Genomic DNA, 21,396 nt, shown 5'->3' on the forward strand with positions numbered 1-21,396 from the left:
CCGTTAAATTCCTCAGCGCCAATGGTACTCCGTCTCAAGACGCGGGAGAGTAGGTCGCTGCCAGGCCTGCAAAGGACAAATTCCCCTCTTCACAACCCACACACAAAAACCGCCGCTCCGAGAAATCGAGCGGCGGTTTTTGCGTTTGGGCACCCCAAATTTCTCCACGACAGATCGCGCTGATGCGGGCAAATGCCGGCCGCCTGCGCGCGCCGCGCTATGGAAGCGGGCTCGCAACTCGGCTATTTTGCCGCCGTTCTTCGAATGAGCCCGCGCCTGGCGCCTATTCGAGGCGCTCGTCCCGCGGTCCATTCTCCCTGAGTGCTGTCATGAAGCATTTGCTCGATCGTCTCGTCGCCGCCTGGCATCGGCGGGAACTGGCGTTGAAGGCGATCAGCTTTGCGCTGGTCGGTGTGATCAACACCTTGATCGACCTCGGGGTGTTTCTGCTCGCGTATAATTGGATCGGGCTGCCGCTGGTGGTCTCCAACGTGTTCGCCTGGGCGGTCGCGGTGTCGTGCTCCTACACCATGAACACTTTCACCACGTTCGGTCCGGAATCCGGCCGCAAGCTGCGGCTGCGCGATTATCTGACCTTCGTGGCTTCCGGCATTGCCGGGGTGATCGCGGCCACCACCACGCTGGCGGTGCTGTCGCTTTACTTACCGGTGCTGACCGCGAAATTGATCTCGATCCTGGTCAGCTTTGTCGTCAATTTCTCGATGTCGCATTTCGTGGTGTTCCGGCACGGCCGCGACAACGGTGCCGCGCGCTAGCCGTTGCCGCGGCGAGGGTGGCTAACTGAACGCTTTCTCGAGCGGCGGCGCGGCGCAGCCTTGCGACGGCGGGCTCATTGAGCCAGAAAACAGCCGACGCGCCGATCCTGTGGGGCCTCTTCAACATGGCTAGCCTGATTATCCCTCTCATCATGTGCGGCGGTGCCGGCACGCGGCTGTGGCCGGCGTCGCGCGAAGTGCGGCCAAAGCAGTTTCTGCCGCTGTTCGGCGCGCGTTCCACTTTTCAGGACACGCTGCTGCGCGTCGCCGATCCGGCGCTGTTCGCCAAGCCGATCGTGATCACCAATCTCGGCTATCGCTTCATGGTGCAGGACCAGCTCGCCGAAATCGGCCTTGAGGCCGATATCGTGCTCGAGCCGGCGCGCCGCGACTCCGGTCCGGCGATTGCCGCGGGCGCTGCGTTTGCGCAAGGCCGCGATCCGGATGCGATCGTGCTGGCGCTCGCCGCCGATCATGTCGTCACCGATGCGGCCGCGTTCATCGCCGCGTGCCGCGAGGGGCTTGCGGCTGCCGAGCGCGGCCAGATCGTCACCTTCGGCATCGAGCCCAATCGTCCGGCGACCGAATATGGCTATATCCGGCCCGGCGACGGCGTGGTTGGCCGGGTGCGCGCGGTGTCGAGCTTTGTCGAGAAGCCAGATCCCGCGACCGCGGCGAATTACATTCGCGACGGCTATCTCTGGAACAGCGGCAACTTCATGTTCCGCGCTGCGGTGCTGCTCGAGGAATATCGCGCGGTTGATCCCGGCAGCGTGCAGAGCGTCGAACAGGCGGTGCAGCAGGCCGGCCGCGATCTCGGCTTTGTCACGCTCGCTGCCGATGCGTTCCAACAGGCGACGCCAATCTCAATCGATTATGCAGTGATGGAAAAGACCGCCCGCGCCGCCGTGGTGCCGGTGTCTTGCGGTTGGTCCGATGTCGGTTCCTGGCATGCGGTTTGGGAGCTGTCGGACAAAGACGAGCACGGCAATGCCGCGCGTGGCCAGGCGGTGTTCGAAAATTCCCGCAACTGTAATGTCGCGACCGATCAGACCCTGGTGGCGCTCGAAGGCGTCGATGACCTCGTGGTGGTCGCGACCCAGGATGCGGTGCTGGTGTCGCGCCAGCAGGATGCCAACGGTTTGAAACGGCTGGTCAGCAAGCTGAAAACCGTTGCGCCGCAGCTCACCGAAAATCATGTGAAGGTGCATCGGCCGTGGGGCAGCTATCAGTCGCTCGACAGCGGCGAGCGCCATCAGGTCAAGCGCATCGTGGTGAAATCCGGCAGCCGGCTGTCGCTGCAGATGCATCACCATCGATCCGAACATTGGATCGTGGTGCGCGGCACCGCGCGGGTCACGATCGACGACCAGACCAAGATCATTCACGAAAACGAGTCGATCTACATTCCAATCGGCGCGACGCATCGGCTGGAAAACCCCGGCAAAATTCCGCTGGAACTGATCGAAGTGCAGACCGGCAGCTATCTTGGCGAGGACGATATCGTCCGCTTTGACGACGATTATCAGCGCTGAGTGTGGCGTCGCTACTCGGTTTTTACGTCATGGCTGGGCTCGTCCCGGCCATCGACGTCTCTGATCTTGCAGCGATTTCAAGACGTGGATACCCGCGACAAGCGCGGCTATGACGGTCATTGATACGACCCGCTGGTATGAGCCGCTCAGCGTCATTGCGAGGAGCACCCGGATCGGCGCTTTGCGTCGTCCGGGCACAGGCTACGCGACGAAGCAATCCAGTCAGTGCGCGACATTGTGGATTGCTTCGCTTCGCTCGCAATGACGGGGACGGCTGCTGCGTCAGGCATGATATGTATGGGGCATACTACGCCCAGCCCAGCGCGTCATTCCGGGGCGCTCGCGTCAGCGAGCGAACCCGGAACGACAGTGCTTTTGATCCTTTGAGCTGCGGTCAGCAGTTCCTAACCGATCAGCGTCATTGCGAGGAGCGGAGCGACGAAGCAATCCAGTCAATGCGCGGGATTCTGGATTGTTTCGCTTCGCTCGCAATGACGGCAACGGCTTCTGCGCCAGCCATACTACGCACGGGGCATAATACGCTCGGCCTTGGGCGTCATTCCGGGGCGCTCGCGACAGCGAGCGAACCCGAATCTCGATCTGATAATAGCGGCGCTACTTACAGCCAGCGCTTGCGGCGCTTAAAGCTCTTGAGGTTCTTAAAACTCTTGCGCTGGTCGCCGGCGCCGCCGAGGTAGAATTCCTTGACGTCCTCATTGTCGCGCAGATCGTCGGCGGAGCCGTCCAGCACCACCTTGCCTTGCTCCATGATGTAGCCGTGGCTCGCCACCGACAGCGCGGCGCGGGCATTTTGTTCCACCAGCAGGATGGTGACGCCGAGGTCGCGGTTGATCTGCTTGATGATCGAGAACACCTCTTTCACCATCAGCGGCGACAGGCCCATCGACGGCTCGTCCATCAGGATCATTTTTGGGCGGGCCATCATGGCGCGGCCGATTGCCAGCATCTGCTGTTCGCCGCCGGACAGATAGCCGGCGAGCCCGGTGCGCTCCTTGAGCCGCGGGAAATAGCTGTACACCATCTCGATATCGCGGCTGACCTCGCGATCGCTGCGGGTGAAGGCGCCGAGCCGCAGATTTTCCAGCGAGGTCATGTCGGAAATGATGCGGCGGCCTTCCATCACCTGGAAGATGCCGCGGCGTACGATCTTGTCCGGCGTGATGCCGTCGATGCGATGGCCATCGAACACGATCTCGCCGCGCGTCACTTCGCCGTCCTCGGTGCGCAGCAGTCCGGAAATCGCTTTCAGCGTGGTCGATTTGCCGGCGCCGTTGGCGCCAAGCAGCGCGACGATCGCGCCTTTCGGCACTTCGATCGACAGCCCGCGCAGCACCAGGATCACCTCGTCATAGACGACCTCGATGTTCTTCACGCTGAGCAGGGGGGCGACCGCAGTCGCCGGTGACGCCGAAGGGCGGGCTTCGTTCTGTGCGGTTGGTTGCACGGCATCACTCCGAAATGAAATCTCCCTCCCCCTTGTGGGGAGGGGGACCGGCCGTCAGGCCGGTCGGGTGGGGGAGCCACGAGGCCGGGATTGGGACACCCCCACCCCGGCCTCCGCTTCGCTCGGCCGACCCTCCCCGCAGGGGGGAGGGAGACCTTGAGCGCTCGGTCACATGGAGCTTGAGCTTACCAGCCGAACCATTCCGGCTTGCGCGGCAGCTCGACGGTCTTGACCTTCTCGAGCTTGATCACGCCCTTCTTGATCAGGTCGGTGAGGTCGCCGTCGGTCGGGCCAGTGACGCGCGAGCGATACAGGTCGACCTTCATGGTGCCGCGATGATCCTTGGCGGTCCAGGTCGACGGGTTGCACACGCCTTCCATGCCGGCCGGCACCCAGTCTTTCTTCTGATAGAAGCCCTTGGCGACGTTCTCGCCGGTCGCGCCGCCATTGTTGGCGGCCCATTCCAGCGCTTCCTTCATGTACATCGCCGAACACACCGCGGCGACGTAGTGCACCGGGCGATAGGCGTTGCCGGTCGGGTCCGACATCTTGGAGATCGCTTCCACGGTCTTCATGCCGGGCGCGTCGCCGCCCCAGCCGACCGCGGTGCGCAGCGGGAAGATCACGCCATCGGCGGCGTCACCCGCGGTCTTGGCGGCGTTTTCGTCCATGCCCCAGACGTTGCTCATGAACTGCACGTCGACGCCGGCGGTTTTGCAGGCCTTCATCACCGAAATGTTGGAGGCCGCGGTGTTGCCGAGATAGGCGTAGTTGGCGCCAGAGCTCTTCAGGCTCAGGCACTGCGCCGAGTAGTCACCGGGCGCCAGCGCGAACACCAGCGGCGGCAGCACTTCAAAGCCAAGCTCGGCCGCCATCGCTTCGCCGGCCGCCTTCGGCGCGTTCGGATAGGGGTGGTTGGCGCCCATATGCACGAATTTCGGCTTGCCGGGCTTGCCCTTGGCCTTCCAATCCTCGGCGGCCCACATCAGCTCGGCGCGCAGCGCGTCGGAATAGCTCGGGCCGTAGAAGAAGTTGTACGGCGCCGGCTTGGCCTTGCCGCTGCTGCCTTCCGGATCAGTGAGCGCGGCGGCGTAGGAGCCGGAGATGTCGGGGATCTTGTCCTGCGCCAGAAAGCCGGTCAGCGCTTCGGTATCGGCGGTGCCCCAGCCCATGATCGCCGCGACCTTGTCGCCGCCCGACCACTTCTTATACAGCGCGATCGCGCGCGGCACCTGATAGCCATAGTCGTTGCTGTCGACTTCCAGCTTCTTGCCGGCGACGCCGCCGTTCTTGTTGACGTAGGCAAAAGTGTCGGCGACGCCGTGGCCATAGGGCGTGCCGACATCGGCGGTGCCGCCGGAATAGTCGGCGAGGTGACCGATCGCGATCTGCGCCTGTGCGCTGACGGCGCTGCCCGCGATCATCAGGGCGACCGACGCGGTGCCCAGCAAAGTCTTCATGTTCATGTATCTTTCCTCCGGTGATTTATTGTTGAGTTTGTCGTTGGTGGTCGGCCCGTTCGCCCCTCAATGTGAGAACGGGTAGAGTTTCCAATAGGCTTTGATCTGCCGCCAGCGGTGCGCCAGCCCATCGGGCTCAAACACCAGGAAGGCGATGATGATCAGGCCGATCGCGATTTCGCGCAGGAAGGTCAGGTTGGTGTTGAGCTGCAGCGCGCGGTCGATCACGCCGCCCTTCAGCTCCATGCTCAGCCATTCCATCGCCTCCGGCAGCAGCACCACAAAGGCGGTGCCCATCAGCGTGCCCATGATCGAGCCGGTGCCGCCGATGATGATCATCGCCAGGAACAGGATCGAGCGCTCGATGCCGAACCCTTCGTTGGACACCACCAGCTGATAATGGGCATAGAGCGCGCCGGCGATGCCGGCAAAGAACGCCGCCAGACCGAACGACAGCGTACGGTACTTGGTCAGGTTGATGCCCATGATCTCTGCGGACAGGTAATGGTCGCGCACCGCGACCAGCGCCCGGCCGTCGCGGGTGCGCATCAGATTGGTGACCAGCATGTAGCTGATCAGCACATAGGCCAGCACCACGTAAAAGTATTGCCGGTCGCCGCGCAGCACATAGCCGAAGATCGAGAACGGATTGGCCATCGCCGGCACCGAGCCGCCGGTGAACCATTCGGCGCGAGAGAAGAAGTCGATCAGGATGTACTGCGCCGCCAGCGTGGCGATCACCAGATACAGGCCCTTCAGTCGCGCAGCCGGCAGGCCGAACACCAGCCCGACCATCGCGGTGACCAGCCCGGCGAGCGGAATCGCGAAAAACACCGGGATCGGCAGATGGTTGGACAGATAGGCCGAGGTGAACGCGCCGAGCAGGAAGAACGCGGCGTGGCCGATCGAGATCTGGCCGGTGAAGCCGACCAGGATGTTGAGCCCGAGCGCGGCGATGCCAAAAATGCCGATCTGGATCAGGATGCTCAGCCAATATTCGGTGAGCACCAGCGGCGCAAAGCACACCAGCACCACGCCGAGAATGGCGAAGTTGCGGCTGGTGGAGGTCGGGAAGATGGTGGTGTCGGCCGCATAGGAGCTGCGGAAATCACCGGCGGGAATCAGGGGGGAGGATGCCATGGTCAGATCCGCTCGATGTCCTTGGTGCCGAACAGCCCGTACGGTTTGATCATCAGGATGATGATCAGCACGTAGAACGGCGCGACTTCATAAAGATTGCCCCAGTGCAGATATTCGCTGTCGATGAACTGCGCGAAGTTCTCCAGAAGGCCGATGATGATGCCGCCGAGCACCGCGCCGCCGATCGAGTCGAGACCGCCGAGGATCGCCGCCGGAAACACCTTGATGCCGTAGGCCGACAGGCCGGACGACACGCCGTTCACCACCGCGACCACCACGCCGGCGACCGCGGACACCGTGGCCGAGATCGCCCAGGCCATCGCGAACACGCTTTTCACCGAGATGCCGAGCGACTGCGCGACTTGTTGATTGAACGCGGTGGCGCGCATCGCCAGGCCATATTTCGACACCCGGAAGAACCAGGCCATGCCGATCATCATGGCGATCGAGACCACCAGGCTCATGACATAGACGGTCTGGATCTGCAGTCCGCCGATCGACACCGCCTGGCTGGTAAAGATCTGCGGGAACGGCTGCGGGCTGGTGCCGAACATCCATTTCAGCGCCGCCTGGAACACGGTCGATAGCGCGATCGTCACCATGATCACCGAGATGATCGGTTCGCCGATCATCGGGCGCAGGAAGATGATCTGCACCAGAATGCCGAACGCGAACATGAACGCCAGCGTGATCGGCATGCCGAAATAGAACGGTATCTGGTACTTAGCGAGCAGCGCCCAGCATACCCAGGCGCCGATCAAGAGCAGTTCGCCTTGCGCGAAATTGACGACCTGGGTCGCCTTGTAGATCAGCACGAAACTCATGGCGACTACGCCGTACAGCGTGCCGACCACGAGGCCGTTGACCAGAAGCTGAATGAGGAGCTGCGAATTCATGCGAAGGCTCGATGCTGGCGAAATGAGGAAAACGCTTTAGTCTTGCACCTCTCCCCGCTTGCGGGGAGAGGTCGGCCCGCAACGCGGGCCGGGTGAGGGGGCGCTTTCGCATGCGAAAGGCAGATGAGCCGCGCACTAAGCGGGCGCGCGATTTGCGACGACACGCGACCTCTGCCGAGAGTTTTTTGTGGCAGAAGCTGCGGGCGCGCGGCGTGCTCGGCTACAAATTTGTTCGTCAGGAGCCGATCGGACCTTACACGGTCGATTTTATCTGCCGTGACCGCCGACTGATCCTCGAAGTCGATGGCGGGCAGCACGCCGATTGTCCGAAAGACCTGGTCCGCGACCAGTGGCTGCGCGCGCGCAACTACCGCGTCTTGAGGTTCTGGAATAACGACGTCCTGAGCAATATCAGCGGTGTTTTGGAGGTGATCGCGGCTGCCCTTGCCGAGGCGCCCCCTCACCCGGATCGCTGACGCGATCCGACCTCTCCCCGCAAGCGGGGAGAGGTGAGGGCTCGGCACTGCCTCAGCAAGGTGTTTGCCGCGCTCCAAGATCATCGCCCCGCACGTGGACCTCTCCCCGCTTGCGGGGAGAGGTCGGATCATCGCAACGCGATGATCCGGGTGAGGGGGCAACTCCAAAGGGGCGACGCTGAGGAGCTCTGTCCCGGAGCAGTTCGAGTGAGAGCCAACGCTCCTCCCATGCCGGCGGAAACTGCCGCCCTCTCCCGCGAGGGGAGAGGGCGTCGTCACCGGCGCCTGCAAATGCCAAATCCCCGTCATTCCGCTGCCTCCGCATGGGCGTGTGCGGAGCCGAGGTCGACCACGGCTAGCGTGGTGCGGATGCGCTGGGTGGTGCCGTCCTGGTATTTGATGACGGTGTCGACCGGAATGGTGCTGGCGCCGCCGTAAATGCCTTCGATGATGTCGGCGTATTTCTCGTTGATCACGCTGCGCCGCACCTTGCGGGTGCGGGTCAATTCGCCGTCGTCGGCATCGAGCTCCTTGTACAGCAACAGGAACCGCGAGATGCGCTGCGCCGGCGGCAGCGTGGCGTTGACGGTCTCCACCTCCTTGCGCAGCAGCTGATAGACTTCGGGCCGCGAGGCGAGATCGCTATAGGTGGTGAAGGCGATGCGCTTCTTCTCCGCCCATTTCGAGATGATCGAATAGCGGATGCAGATCATGGTCGCGAGCGTGTCGCGTCCGGCGCCGAGCACCACGGCTTCCGCGATATAGGGCGAGAATTTCAGCTTGTTCTCGATATATTGCGGCGAGAAGCGCTCGCCATGCGACAGCTCGGCGAGGTCCTTGATGCGGTCGATCACCACCAGCTGGCCGTCATTATTGAAGTAGCCGGCGTCGCCGGAGTGCATCCAGCCGTCCTTGATGTCGGCGACCGAGGCTTCCGGATTCTTGTAGTAGCCGACGAACATGTTGGGATGGCGCACCACGATCTCGCCGATGCCCTGCACGTCGGGATTGTCGATCTTGATCTCGATCTCGGACGCCATCGGCACGCCGGTGGTGTCGGGATTGACCGCGTCGTCGCGGTGCAGCGTGTAGGCGCCGAGCAGTTCGGTCTGGCCATAGAGCGTGCGCAGCGGCACGCCCATGGCGCGGAAGAATTTGAACGTGTCCGGGCCGAGCGCCGCGCCGCCGGTCGCGGCCGAACGCAGCCGCGTAAAACCGAGCCGGTCGCGCAGCGCGCGGAACAGGATGGCATCGGCAAAGCTGGAATGGCCGCCGCGCTCCAGCGCAGCCAGGCCCGCTTTCATGCCGATATCATAGAGCCGCTGCTTGAATGGCGAGGCGTCCATCACCCGCGCACGCACATCGGCGGCGATGCCTTCCCACACCCGCGGCGCGAACAGCACGAAGGTCGGCGCGATTTCGCGGAAATCGTGCATCATCGTGTCGGGTTCTTCGACGAAGTTGACCTTCATCCGGCACAAGAGGCCTTTGCCGAGCGCGTACACCTGTTCCATGATCCAGGGCAGCGGCAGCACCGAGACGTATTCGTCTTCCGGGCCCTTGGGGTCGAACGACAGATAGATCGCGCAGTGGCGCAGCACGCGCGCCGAGGTCAGCATCGCCAGCTTGGGATGCGAGGTGGTGCCCGAGGTGGTGCACAGGATCGACACGTCCTCGCCGGATGTGGCATCGACCAGCTGATCATAGAGGCCCGGCTCGCGCGCGGCGCGGTCCTGGCCCATCGCCGCCAGCACCGAGGCTTCGATCAGCCGCGGATCGTCATATTTGCGCATGCCGCGCGGATCGGAATAGACGATGTGCTTGAGCTGCGGCCCGCGTTCGGCGAGCGCCAACAGCTTATCGACCTGCTCCTCGTCTTCGGCGAACACCAAGCGCGCTTCGCCGTAGGTCAGCAGATAGGCGGCTTCGTCATCGAGCACGTCGCGATACAGCCCAAGGCTCATCGCGCCGATCGCGTGGGTGGCGATCTCGGCCGCGACCCAGTCCGGCCGGTTATCGCCGATGATGCCGATCACGTCGCCGCGGCCAAGGCCGAGCGACACCATGCCGAGCGCGAAATCGCGCACCCGGTGCTGATAGTCGCGCCAAGTGAATTCGCGCCACAGCCCGAGATCCTTCTCGCGCAGCGCGATGTCGTCGCCGTGCTCATGGGCGTTGAGACGCAGCAGTTTCGGAAAAGTGTCGGCCTTGGCGACACGCGCTTGATAATCGATCATGCCGCATGCTCCGAAGCTGAGGGATGGTCAGGGGCATCATCGGGATCGACCAGCAATTCGTCTTCCTCGCCGAGATAAGCGCGCCTGACATGCGGATCGGCGAGCACGTCGGCCGGGTCGCCATCGGCGATCTTGCGGCCGAAATCGAGCACCACGACGCGGTGCGAAATGTCCATCACCACGCCCATGTCGTGTTCGATCATCACGACGGTCATGCCGTATTCTTCATTGAGATCGACGATGTAGCGGGCCATGTCCTCCTTCTCTTCGAAGTTCATGCCGGCCATCGGTTCGTCGAGCAGGATCAGTTTTGGCTCCAGCGCCATGGCGCGCGCCAGCTCGACCCGCTTGCGCAGGCCGTAGGACAGCGTGCCGGCCGTGGCCTTGCGCACTGACTGCAGATCGAGGAAGTCGATGATTTCTTCGACCTTTTCGCGGTGTTCCAGCTCCTCGCGGCGCGCGCCGGTGAGCCAATAGAGCGATCCGGTCAGAAAATTGTTTTTCAGCAGATGGTGGCGGCCGACCATGATGTTGTCGAGCACGCTCATGTGGTGAAACAGCGCGAGATTCTGGAAGGTGCGGCCGATGCCCAGCTGGGCGCGCGCATTCGGCTTCATGCCGGTGATGTCGCGACCATGATAGAACAGCTGGCCCTCGGTCGGCCGATAGCGGCCCGAGATGCAGTTGACGATCGAGGTTTTGCCGGCGCCGTTAGGGCCGATGATCGAAAACAGCTCGCCGGCCTTCACCGAAAAACTAACGTCGGTCAGCGCCCGGACGCCGCCGAAGCGCAGTGACACCGCGCGCACTTCTAATGCGTGTTCCACGCGTTTCCTCCTTAAGGCGCCTTCGGCGCTCTTACACACACGGCGCCTTTGGCGCTCTTTAGTGTGACGGCGCCACCGGCGCTGTCTGCTTGGCGCCTTCGGCGCTCGTTATCATTATGGCGCCTTCGGCGCTCGTTATCATTATGGCGCCTTCGGCGCTCGTTATCATTATGGCGCCTTCGGCGCTCGTTATCGTTGCGGCGCCTGTGGCGCTCTTGGTTCGGCGCTCGCGGCGCCGTTGAGATGAAGCGCCTGCGGCGCTCTATTATGACGCCTGTGGCGCTGTTGGGTAGTGGCGGCTTAGCGCCTGCGATCGCATGGAGCGGGAAAACCCGCCCACGGAACAGCCCCGCCGTGCTACCCTAGCACGGCTGGTACCATTTGTTCCATGACAACCGAGTTGGGCGGGTTACGCCAGTCGCCTTTGGTATCAGACCTCGAGCCACTCTTTGCGGATGGCTTCGTTGTCCTTGAGTTCAGAGGGCGTGCCCTCGAACACGATCTGGCCGTGGCCCATCACATAGACGCGGTGCGAAATCCGCATTGCGATCGAGAGTTTCTGTTCCACCAGCAGGATCGATACGCCGCGGCGCGCGATCTCGGCGATCAGGTCGCCGACCTGCTGCACGATGATCGGTGCGAGGCCCTCGGTCGGCTCGTCGATCATCACCAGCTCGGGATCGCCCATTAAGGTGCGGCAAATCGTCAACATCTGTTTCTCGCCGCCGGACAGCACCCCGGCCGCGGTGTCGGCGCGCGCCTTGAGATTCGAGAACATGTCGAGCATGTCGTCGAGCCGCCATTTGCCGGGATGACGCGGGTTCTTGATGCCCAGCATCAAGTTCTGGCGCACCGTCAGCCCCGGGAAGATGTCGCGGTTCTCCGGCACATAGCCGAGCCCGAGATGGGCGATCTTGTAGCTCGGCAGCCCGGCGATCTCGGTGTCCTTGAAGCGAATCGAGCCATGCGGCGGCACTTCGCCCATGATCGCCTTGACCGTGGTGGAACGGCCGACGCCGTTGCGGCCGAGCAGGCTGACCACTTCGCCGGCGCCGATCTTCATGTCGACGCCCTGCAGAATGTGACTCTTGCCGTAATAAGCGTGGAGGTCCCGTACCTCGAGCATCATGCGGCCTCCTCGCCGAGATAGGCTTCCTTGACCTTGGCATTGCCGCGGATTTCCTCAGGCGTGCCCGAGGCGATGATCTGGCCATAGACCAGCACCGAGATCTTGTCGGCGAGGCCGAACACCACGCTCATGTCGTGCTCGACAATCAGCAAGGTGCGGCCTTCGGTCAGGCGGCGGATCAGCTCGACCGCGCGCTCCGTTTCGGCATGGCTCATGCCGGCGGTCGGCTCGTCGAGCAGGATCACATCGGCGCCGCCCGCCACCGTGATGCCGATTTCCAGCGCGCGCTGCTCGGCATAGGTCAGCAGGCCAGCCGGCATGTCGCGGCGGTCGGCGAGGTGGATGTATTCGAGAATCTGCGCGGTGCGCTCGCGCACCTCCGGCAGATTGTCGATATTCTTCCAGAACGCATAGCGCTGCCCGGTGGCCCACAGCACCGCGCAGCGCAGATTCTCCCACACCGACATGTTGGCGAACACGTTGGTGACTTGGAACGAGCGCGACAGTCCACGGCGGTTGATCTGAAACGGGCGCAGCCCGGCGATCTCCTCGCCGCGCAGCAAAATGCTGCCGGTGGTCGGCCGCATATAGCCGCTGATCAGATTGAAGGTGGTCGATTTGCCGGCGCCGTTCGGGCCGATCAGCGCGTGGCGTTCGCCCTGGGCGATCTTCAGATTGATGTTCTGGATCACCTTTGTGACGCCGAAGGTCTTTTCGACGCCGCGAAGTTCGATGGCGTTGGTCATAGCGGATGCACCTTGGCGCGGGCGGCGGTCAGAGTTTCGTCCCAGGTGTGCGCGACCCGGCGCCAGGTGATCCGGGCCAGGATGAAGCCGACCACGATCAGCAGCAGCGCGGCGCTCCAGGTGAGCGGGCTGGCGGCATTGAACGGGATGCCGAACGCGCGAATATTGGGATCTTCGTTGGGATGTGCGGTGTAGTGCACCGTGGTTTCGATCGCGAGCATGATGCCGGTCAGGAACGCGAAGGTCGGCACGCCGGCGAGCAGATAGCTCGGCAGCATTTTCGTCAGCATGCCGGCGCGCAGCAGCGGCCGGTGCATCATCATCAGCCCGGTGAGACCGCCCGGGGTGAACATCACCACGCCGATGAAGAACAGCCCGAAATAGAGCTGCCACACCGAGGTGAGATCGCTGAGCCCGATCGACAGCACCGTGACGAAGATCGCGCCGACGATCGGGCCGATGAAGAAGCCGATGCCGCCAATATAGGCCGCAAACAGCACGGTGCCGGACTGCACCGCGCCGAGATAGGCGGAGTTGGCGATTTCAAAATTGATGGCGGCGAGCGATCCGGCGATGCCGGCGAACATGCCCGCGAAGCAGAACGCCAGATAGCGCACCACATGCGGGTCATAGCCGACGAACTGCACCCGCTCCGGATTGTCGCGCACCGCGTTGCACATCCGCCCGAGCGGCGTTCGGGTCAGTGCGTACATCGCGATGATCGCGATCAGGGTCCAGGCCGCGACCAGATAATAGATCTGGATCTGCGGGCCGAAACTGAGCTCGAATACCCGGAACATTTTGGTGCGGTTGGCGGAGACGCCAGCCTCGCCGCCGAAGAACGAGCGCAGGATCAGCGCCGAGGACGCGACCAGTTCGGCCAGCCCGAGCGAGATCATCGCAAAGGCGGTGCCGGAGCGCTGGGTCATCACCCAGCCGATCAAAGCTGAGAAGAACAGCCCGGTCGCACCGCCGATCACCGGCACCAGCGGCAGCGGGATCGGCCATTTATGGCCGCCAAAGTAGTTGATGGCATGGATCGCCAGAAAGCCGCCAAGGCCGTAATAGACCGCGTGGCCGAACGACAGCATGCCGGTCTGGCCGAGCAGGATGTTGTACGACAGCGCGAAGATGATCGAGATGCCGATCAGGCAGAAGGTGGTGAGCGCGCCGCCCGAGGCGAAGATCTTGGGCAGCAGCAAGAGGAACAGCGCCAGGCCGACCCACATGCCGTAGAATTTCAGCTTCTCGGTCATGGTGGGCAGCGGCGGGGCGATCCGCGTCGTGATGTCTCTCATGTTTCGCGCGTCCCCAAAAGGCCCATGGGCCGGAAGATCAGCACAAGCACCAACAGCAGATAGGGCAGCACCGGCGCGACCTGCGCCACGGTGACGTTCCAGATGTCGGAGAGCCAGGTCGACGCCCAGGCCGGATCGAGCGGGCCGAACAGCGAGGCTGGGGAGGTGTTGATCGACACCGCAAAGGTTTGCAGCAGGCCGATCAGCAGCGAGGCGACGAACGCGCCGGGTAGCGAGCCGAGCCCGCCGACCACCACCACCACGAACAGGATCGGGCCGAGCAGCGCCGCCATGTTCGATTGCGTCACCAAGGCCGGGCCGGCGATCACGCCCGCGACCGCGGCGAGCGCGGTGCCGACCCCGAACACCAGCATGAAGATGCGCCCGACGTTATGGCCAAGATGGGCGACCATATGCGGATGGGTGAGCGCCGCCTGCACGATCAGGCCGACCCGGGTCTTCTTCAGCACGAGCAGCAGGCTGAGGAAGATCGCCACCGAGACCAGCAGCATGAACATCTTGAAGGCCGGGTAGTTGGTCGAGAAGATCGTGAACGCCGGAAAATCGAGTGCCGCCGGCACCCGGAAATCGACCGGGCTCTTGCCCCAGATGATCTGCACCACTTCTTCGATCGCGAAGGCGAGGCCGAAGGTGAACAGCAATTCTGCGACATGGCCGTTCTTATGAACATGGCGCAGCCCGTAGCGTTCCACGGCAATGCCGATCAGGCCGGCCAGCAGCGGCGCCAGCACCAAGGCCGGCCAGAACCCGACCCAGCGGCTGATCTGAAAACCGAAAAACGCGCCGAGCATGTAGAAGCTGGCATGGGCGAAATTCAGCACGCCGAGCATACTGAAGATCACGGTGAGTCCACTCGCCATCAGGAACAGCAACATCCCGAACAGGATGCCGTTCAGCGAGGATATGACGATCAATTCGAGCACGGTTCTGCCTGCGACTGAGAGGAAGCCGTCAATGTCACCTCTCCCCGCCTGCGGGGAGAGGTCGACCGGATGAGCGCAGCGACGCCGGTCGGGTGAGGGGGTGTCTCAGCTCGAACGTGGAGTTCGTGTCGGAAAGCACACCTCACCCGATCCTCTCCCCGCGAGCGAGGAGAGGCAGCAATGCTGCAGTGGCTCAGCGAACGGTGTTACGGCCGTTCCATCTTGCAGGTGGTCGGCAGCATAGTCTGCGGCGTGTCGATCTTGGCGACCAGTCGCCAGCCCCAACCGGTCTTTTCCTCATCGAACGGCTCCTTTTCGGAGCGCTCGCCGAGCGAGGAGATGTAGATCGGCTGGAAGAACTGATGGTCGTCCTTGCGCATCACGCCTTCGCCGCCGTCGAACACTTCGAAAGTCATGCCTTCCAGCGCCTGCGCGACCTTGACCGGGTCGGTCGACTTGGCCTTGTCGGCCGCCGCCGCGAACATCCGCATCTGATTGACGGCGCGCGGATAGAACAGGCCGAAATCATACTTGGCGCGGAACGCCTTCTCGAAATCGCGCGACGACTGGTGCTCGAGATTGGCGAGGCCTTCCGAGACCTGGAACACCTGATGGTTCAGGCCGGCCTGCTTGATCGCGGTCGGGCCGCCGGTGCCGCCGGCGTAATAAGTGTACCAGTTGACCTTGAGCCCGGCGTCGGCCGCGGCTTTCAGCAGCAGCGCGATATCCTGGCCCCAATTACCGGTGACCACGGTGTCGGCGCCGGACGCCTTGATCTTGGCGACATAGGGCGCGAAGTCGCTGATCTTGAGCAGCGGATGCAGTTCGTCGCCGACGATCTGGATGTCAGGACGCTTGGCGGCCAGCATGGCCTTGGCCTGGCTGCGCACCGACTGGCCGAACGAGTAGTCTTGGTTGATCAGATAGACCTTTTTGATGGAGGGCGTGCTCTTCATGTAGTTGGTGAGCGCTTCCATCTTGATGTCGGAATTGGCGTCCCAGCGGAAATGCCAAAAACTGCATTTCTCGTTGGTCAGCACCGGATCGACCGCGGCATAGTTGAAGTACAGCACTTCCTTGCCGGGATTGCGTTCGTTGTATTTGGTGACGAAGTCCGACAGCGCGCCGGCCACTGAGGAGCCGTTACCCTGGGTGATGAAGCGCACGCCGGCGTCGATCGCCTTCTGCGCCTGGATCAGGCTTTCCTGAGGATTGGTCTTGTTGTCGAGCGGAACGATCTCGACCTTCTTGCCAAGTACACCGCCCTTGGTGTTTAATTCCTCAGCAAGGAATTGGAAGGTTTTCAGACCGACTTCCCCGACGCTGGCGCCTCCGCCAGACAACGGGTCGATGTAGCCGATCTTGATAGTATCCTCTGCGGCCGCTGCGGAACCCAAAATGGGCAGTGCCAACGCGGCAGCCAGCAATGTCTTGCGCATTCATTCCTCCTCTAGTGTTTTTTACTTGTGCAGGTTGCATCGCCAAATGAGCTAAACTTTTCAACTCAATCGGCAAAATCCTGCTTGATGTTATTGTGAGGCAATGAACGCGGCGCCGCAAGCCCGCTCATCGTACCGCGGCAGCGTTGTAACGTCGCTTGTTGAGAAATAGCGCGAGCCCGATTGCGGAACGCGCGAGCGCAGCACGCGCGCGCCTTGTTACAATTGCTCTAAGCTGAGGCGCGCTCGATCACGGCAGAGTGCGCCGCCTATCGCGCGTGCGCTTGTGCAGTTGACCGCGCGTCACGCCGGGACGATCGCGTCGAGCCGTGCAATTGTGATCGGCGGATGCCGATCATCCCGCGCTGGCATTCTGACGAAGACAGAGCCAGGACCGCCATGATCGCCCCTCGAATTCTCGATCGCCCGCATCAGCGGTGGGGAGGCGACGCGAAGCGCCCGGGTGGGCGTTGGCGCCACTTGCCAGCAAAACCAGCGATGCAGCGGTGGTCCCGAAGACCGGCTGCCAGCAGCCTCTTGCGTCCCTGCCTCCCTGCCTCTTGCCTTCTGCCAGGCGGTCGGCCAGCCTGCGGAACTGGCACCCGGCCGTGCGCGGTGCGGCAGCGGCGAATCAAGGGCGCGCACTGCGGCGCTCCTGGGCCAGTCCAGCGCTTGTCTTGGGCCAGTCTTGGGCCCTAAGGCCCTGAAAACGCACCGTCGCACCGGCAAACCGGCCAAATTGCCGCTTTGGCCGGTCGATCTTGGTCCATTTGCCACTTTGCCCGGGATTGGCGCGGGGCTGCCTCCGGTGTAGAGCAGACCGCAATTGCTTTTCCGACCTCGCGAGCGTGTTCTCTTCGCTATGTCCCACCACGAATATGTCTTGACCCTGTCCTGCCCGGACCTGCCCGGCATCGTTTCGTCGGTCTCGACCTATCTGGTCGACAATGGGCAGAACATTCTCGATGCCCAGCAATTCAACGATTCCGAGACCGGCCTGTTCTTCATGCGGGTGGTGTTCAGCGCCGCGCAGACCCGTGTGTCGCTGCAGGCGCTGCGCGAAGCCTTTGCGCCGGTGGCCGAGCGTTACATGATGCGCTGGCAGATGCGCGACCGCTCCAACAAGCGCCGGGTGATGTTGCTGGTGTCGCAGTCCGATCACTGCCTGGTCGATATTCTCTATCGCTGGCGCACCGGCGAATTGCAGATGCATCCGACCGCGATCATCTCCAATCACCCGCGCCATGCCTTCAGCGGCATCGATTTCGGCGATATTCCGTTCCACTATCTGCCGGTCACCAAAGAGACCAAGCGGCAGCAGGAGACGGCGATCTGCGGGGTGATCGCGCACACCAAGACCGATCTGGTGGTGCTGGCGCGCTACATGCAGATTTTGTCCAATGAGATGTCAGGCCGGCTGGAAGGCCGCTGCATCAACATCCACCATTCGTTCCTGCCGGGCTTCAAGGGCGCGCGGCCCTATCACCAGGCCCATGAGCGCGGCGTCAAGCTGATCGGCGCCACCGCGCATTACGTCACCAGCGATCTCGACGAAGGTCCGATCATCGATCAGGACGTCGAGCGCATCAGCCATCGCGACACCCCGAACGATCTGGTGCGCAAGGGCCGCGATATCGAACGCCGCGTGCTGGCGCGCGCGATCCGCTATCACCTTGAGGACCGGGTGATCCTCAACGGCCGCAAGACCGTGGTGTTCGTGGACTGACGGTTACTTCGGCGCCCCGTTCTGGCGCGCCGCCTTTTCGGCCTGTTCCAGCTTCTCGCGCTCGGCCGCCGGCATATGGCGGCGGCGCTCGTTCTCGCGCATCCAGGCGTCATATTGCGCCGTGCCGGGTCGCGGCGGCGCGTCGGCGGGCAGGCCGCCCGCCCATTGCGGCACATAATCGCCCATGCCGGCCGACAGTTTGTCGTTGATGCTGCCGCAGCTCGCCAGCTGAAGGCCCATCGTCAGCAGCGCGATCAATGCAAAACCGTGCCGCAGCCGCGGCGAGGCCGATCGAAGAAATCCGCTTGCTGCCGTCATGGGCTGCTCGTCCTTTCACAAAACAATGGCCGGCGACGCGCCTGTGCCATTCCGCCGCGGCATCGGCCATCGCCAAGCGCCGCCGCGGACCGCGTCACCGCATAGGCCCGGCAATTGCGCTGATTCCTTGTCCAATAGCCGGTTCCCGAAACCGTCGCCACTCATGGCACAGCCCGTCGCGCAACAAAACCGCGCGCGGCAACCAAGGTGATTGATGCGATCGTTAGTGTGCAACCAATTGAATTTCCGCTTCGGTAACGGGGGGGACGATATAGCGGCCGAAAGCCCTTGAGAAGAAAAGCTGGGTTGCGATTGGAGTGATGCGATGTTGAGGACGAAGCCGCCGTTCCGGGCCGATCATGCCGGCAGTCTGCTTCGCCCGGAAAAGATCAGCGAGGCCCGCGCCAAATTCGCCCGCCAGCAGATCAGCGCCGATGAGCTGCGGCGCATCGAGGACATGGAAATCGAGAAGCTGGTGCACAAGCAGTCCGCGATCGGGCTGCAACTGGCGACCGACGGCGAATTGCGGCGCGGTAGCTGGCATCTCGATTTCTTCGCCGGGCTCAAGGGCTGCGAACTCTATCACACCGCGTCACGGCCATCGGACGAGCGCCCCGATGCGGTGCGGGTGGTCGGCACCGTCGATTTTCCCGACGATCATCCGGTGCTGGAGGAATTTCGCGTGTTGCAGCGCCATGCCGGCATTGCGCATGTCACGCCCAAGCTGACGATTCCCTCGCCGGTGATGCTGCATTTTTACGTTGGCCGCGCCGGTACCTCGCCGCAGGCCTATCCGCAGCTCGATGGCCTGTTGCACGATCTTGCCAAAGCCTATCGCAAGGCGGTGCGCGCGCTATACGACGCCGGCTGCCGCTATCTGCAATTCGACGATACGGTGTGGGCCGATCTGTGCTCGCCGGATGTGGTGCAGCAGATGCGCGAGCGCGGCGACAATCCCGATCAATTACCGCAGCTTTATTCGCGGATCATCAACTATGCGATCGCGGAACGCCCGGCCGACATGGTGATCACCACGCACGTTTGCCGCAGCAATGGCGATAGCTCGTCCTGGCTCGCCGCCGGTGGTTATGAGCCGATCGCCGAGACGCTGTTCGCGCGCACCAATTACGACGGCTATCTGCTGGAATATGCGGAAGGCGCGGGCGGCTTTGCGCCGCTGCGGTTCCTGCCACGCGGCCCGAAAGTGGCGATGATCGGCGCGATCGCCGCGCAGGATGGCGAGTTGGAAAGCAAGGACGATCTAAAACGCAAGCTGCAGGAAGCGGCGCAATTCGTGCCGCTCGAACAACTGGCACTCGCGCCGCAATCCGGCTTTGCATTCGGCGAGCAAAGCACGCCGCTGTCCGAACAGGCGCAATGGGACAAGCTGCGCCTGGCAGTCGAAGTCGCGCAAGAGGTTTGGGGGAGGTAGGATCTGGCTTCTGTTCCGGTGGCAGTCGCCTGTGCTCAATTAAAGCCCGTAGGGCGGATGAGCGCAGCTTAATCCGCCAAAAAGGAGCGCAGCGAAATCCGGGATCGGCTTTGAGGCGGGGGCGATGGCGATCCTCCCCGGATTACGCTTCGCTTCATCCGGGCTACAAGTAACAACCCAGCGCGTAGCGCGATTTAGCCGAAGGCGTAACCCGCCGAACAGCCGCAGAGCTTGTCTCAGCGCTATGGCGGATTACGCTTCGCTAATCCGCCCTACGTGCCGAATGCCTGGTACCCAATCGTTTGCAGGATTTCCCGGAATTGGTTTGGAAGCAACATGGCGAGAGCCCTCCCAAAGGTTGCGGGACAGAACCGTATCTACCTTGACACGAAAAGCAGTTTAACTAATTGATGAGGTTGTTACCTCAGAGGACGGCGCAACCTTGGCGCGCCGCGAAAATATCGGCGTACCTTAAATTCAAGGTCAACTTACCGTGCTATCTGTAACAACAGGACGCAGACTGCTCTTGGCAATCTTGCTGTTGATCTTTGGGCCGCCCCTCTTTTCGGAGGTCATTCTCAGCCTCGGGAAGGATTCACAATTAGGCTGCGAGCTGGCGGCATATTCCTCACATGTGTGGCCTTCGCTGAACAAAGAGATAGATGCCGTCAAACACCTTCTGCCTCGCGAGGAGTGCGTTTTCGTTCTCTTGAAGTCTTTTAATCTGTTCCTGTCAGCAGTGATCGCCTTGGCATTCATGACGGTACTCCTTCTCAATTTCCGTCCGAGTGATACCCTGCTATTTTGGAAAATGCGAAAGAGCTGCATATTCTTAATTGTTTGTGGCGTATCCTGTTTCTTCCTTTTCCGCTCTTACGCAATTTTCAATTTTTCCATCACCGAAGCGACTTCGTTCCGGCGTCACATGCTTTTGAGAACGTCGATAATGTCCCCCCTTGTCATCATCACTCTGACATCGATAGGTCTCTTACCACTTTTGGTGAGGGACGATATGAAGGATCAAAATTAGCCCGCAGGGCGGATGAGCGCAGCGTAATCCGCCGATAAGGAGCCCAGTGATATCTGGGACCGGCTTTGAGGCGGGGGCGTCTTCCCCGGATTACGCTTCGCTCCATCCGGGCTACAAGTAACTGTATTCGCGCGCGTGGCAGCCGTTGGCGTCGCGTCGATGTTGAAGTGGAAGCTTCGATAATAGCGGGAGTGAAGCCCCCACCCCGGCGCTTCGCGCCGACCCTCCCCACCGCTCCGCGGGGGGAGGGATGTTGCGCGGGGCAGCGTCATCGTTGTTGAATCATGCGCTTCGCTAATCCGCCCCACGTGCTGGTCCTTCCGGGGCGCGCGAAGCGCGAGCCCGGCGACTGTCTCAGGTGTCAAGGGTCTTACCTTGATATGGCGTGTCGGCTTTGACGAGTGCGTTGGCTGTGACGAGCAGTTTTCGGGCGATTGCGATGAGCGCGACCTTTCCGGGTTTTCCTTGCAGGCGAAGGGCGTTGTAGTCGTCGCGGAGCTTGGGGTGGTGGCGGGCGGCGAC

Annotated in this window: 17 protein-coding genes and 1 pseudogene; 5 read left to right on the plus strand and 13 right to left on the minus strand. The window is 62.5% G+C overall.

Annotation, left to right across the window (positions count from 1 at the left end):
• Positions 1-329: 329 nt before the first annotated feature.
• Both BJ122_RS18165 and BJ122_RS18170 read left to right on the plus strand, forming a co-directional pair.
• Positions 330-776, plus strand: coding sequence for a GtrA family protein (locus tag BJ122_RS18165; protein WP_110782704.1), 447 nt, complete (start codon positions 330-332; stop codon positions 774-776).
• Positions 777-901: 125 nt separating this feature from the next.
• Positions 902-2,311 (plus strand): mannose-1-phosphate guanylyltransferase/mannose-6-phosphate isomerase, encoded by a 1,410-nt coding sequence (locus BJ122_RS18170; RefSeq protein ID WP_110782723.1) that lies wholly within the window; start codon positions 902-904, stop codon positions 2,309-2,311.
• Between the two features lie 619 nt (positions 2,312-2,930).
• Here BJ122_RS18170 and BJ122_RS18175 read toward each other — a convergent pair.
• The 4 genes from BJ122_RS18175 to BJ122_RS18190 all read right to left on the minus strand — a co-directional run bounded on the left by BJ122_RS18175 (position 2,931) and on the right by BJ122_RS18190 (position 7,272).
• A complete protein-coding gene (locus BJ122_RS18175; RefSeq protein ID WP_027276336.1) occupies positions 2,931-3,776 on the minus strand; it encodes an ABC transporter ATP-binding protein in 846 nt (281 codons plus the stop codon).
• A gap of 185 nt (positions 3,777-3,961) precedes the next feature.
• A complete protein-coding gene (locus BJ122_RS18180) occupies positions 3,962-5,242 on the minus strand; it encodes an ABC transporter substrate-binding protein (RefSeq protein ID WP_110782706.1) in 1,281 nt (426 codons plus the stop codon).
• A gap of 60 nt (positions 5,243-5,302) precedes the next feature.
• Positions 5,303-6,376 (minus strand): branched-chain amino acid ABC transporter permease, encoded by a 1,074-nt coding sequence (locus tag BJ122_RS18185; protein WP_110782708.1) that lies wholly within the window; start codon positions 6,374-6,376, stop codon positions 5,303-5,305.
• Positions 6,377-6,378: 2 nt separating this feature from the next.
• Positions 6,379-7,272, minus strand: a complete 894-nt coding sequence (locus tag BJ122_RS18190) for a branched-chain amino acid ABC transporter permease (RefSeq protein WP_027276339.1) — start codon at positions 7,270-7,272, stop codon at positions 6,379-6,381.
• Positions 7,273-7,382: 110 nt separating this feature from the next.
• Here BJ122_RS18190 and BJ122_RS18195 point away from each other — a divergent pair, with 110 nt between their 5' ends.
• Complete coding sequence (locus BJ122_RS18195) at positions 7,383-7,748, plus strand: endonuclease domain-containing protein (RefSeq protein WP_110782710.1); 366 nt, start codon at positions 7,383-7,385, stop codon at positions 7,746-7,748.
• Positions 7,749-8,053: 305 nt separating this feature from the next.
• Here BJ122_RS18195 and BJ122_RS18200 read toward each other — a convergent pair whose 3' ends face one another.
• From BJ122_RS18200 to BJ122_RS18230, 7 genes are all read right to left on the minus strand, one after another.
• The gene (locus BJ122_RS18200; protein WP_110782712.1) at positions 8,054-9,985 is read right to left on the minus strand and encodes a long-chain fatty acid--CoA ligase; all 1,932 of its coding nucleotides are present in this window, start codon (positions 9,983-9,985) and stop codon (positions 8,054-8,056) included.
• Complete coding sequence (locus BJ122_RS18205) at positions 9,982-10,812, minus strand: ABC transporter ATP-binding protein (protein WP_110782714.1); 831 nt, start codon at positions 10,810-10,812, stop codon at positions 9,982-9,984. The genes BJ122_RS18200 and BJ122_RS18205 overlap by 4 nt, the downstream gene beginning before the upstream one ends.
• Before the next feature lie 430 nt (positions 10,813-11,242).
• On the minus strand, positions 11,243-11,938 hold the full coding sequence (locus BJ122_RS18210; protein WP_110782724.1) for an ABC transporter ATP-binding protein: 696 nt from the start codon (positions 11,936-11,938) through the stop codon (positions 11,243-11,245).
• Positions 11,938-12,687, minus strand: a complete 750-nt coding sequence (locus BJ122_RS18215) for an ABC transporter ATP-binding protein (RefSeq protein ID WP_027276343.1) — start codon at positions 12,685-12,687, stop codon at positions 11,938-11,940. The genes BJ122_RS18210 and BJ122_RS18215 overlap by 1 nt, the downstream gene beginning before the upstream one ends.
• Positions 12,684-13,985 carry a branched-chain amino acid ABC transporter permease gene (locus BJ122_RS18220; protein WP_110782716.1) on the minus strand — a complete coding sequence of 434 codons (1,302 nt, stop codon included), beginning with the start codon at positions 13,983-13,985 and terminating at the stop codon, positions 12,684-12,686. Before BJ122_RS18220 ends, BJ122_RS18215 begins: the two co-directional genes overlap by 4 nt.
• Positions 13,982-14,929: a branched-chain amino acid ABC transporter permease gene (locus BJ122_RS18225; protein WP_110782718.1), complete on the minus strand. Its 948-nt coding sequence runs from the start codon at positions 14,927-14,929 to the stop codon at positions 13,982-13,984. Before BJ122_RS18225 ends, BJ122_RS18220 begins: the two co-directional genes overlap by 4 nt.
• Positions 14,930-15,135: 206 nt before the next feature.
• The gene (locus BJ122_RS18230; RefSeq protein ID WP_110782720.1) at positions 15,136-16,368 is read right to left on the minus strand and encodes a branched-chain amino acid ABC transporter substrate-binding protein; all 1,233 of its coding nucleotides are present in this window, start codon (positions 16,366-16,368) and stop codon (positions 15,136-15,138) included.
• A gap of 862 nt (positions 16,369-17,230) precedes the next feature.
• Here BJ122_RS18230 and purU point away from each other — a divergent pair.
• Positions 17,231-18,094, plus strand: coding sequence for a formyltetrahydrofolate deformylase (gene purU, locus BJ122_RS18235; protein ID WP_103011270.1), 864 nt, complete (start codon positions 17,231-17,233; stop codon positions 18,092-18,094).
• Positions 18,095-18,097: 3 nt separating this feature from the next.
• On the opposite strand, the gene BJ122_RS18240 is transcribed toward purU, so the two are convergent.
• The gene (locus tag BJ122_RS18240) at positions 18,098-18,334 is read right to left on the minus strand and encodes a hypothetical protein (protein WP_110782725.1); all 237 of its coding nucleotides are present in this window, start codon (positions 18,332-18,334) and stop codon (positions 18,098-18,100) included.
• 403 nt (positions 18,335-18,737) lie between these two features.
• Here BJ122_RS18240 and BJ122_RS18245 point away from each other — a divergent pair, with 403 nt between their 5' ends.
• A complete protein-coding gene (locus BJ122_RS18245) occupies positions 18,738-19,844 on the plus strand; it encodes a 5-methyltetrahydropteroyltriglutamate--homocysteine S-methyltransferase (RefSeq protein ID WP_110782721.1) in 1,107 nt (368 codons plus the stop codon).
• Positions 19,845-21,228: 1,384 nt separating this feature from the next.
• Here the strand turns inward: BJ122_RS18245 and BJ122_RS19940 are convergent.
• Positions 21,229-21,396, minus strand: a pseudogene (locus BJ122_RS19940) (IS110 family transposase); the annotation flags it as partial.

It is taken from the genome of Rhodopseudomonas faecalis, from assembly GCF_003217325.1.
Taxonomy (GTDB): Bacteria; Pseudomonadota; Alphaproteobacteria; order Rhizobiales; family Xanthobacteraceae; genus Rhodopseudomonas; species Rhodopseudomonas faecalis.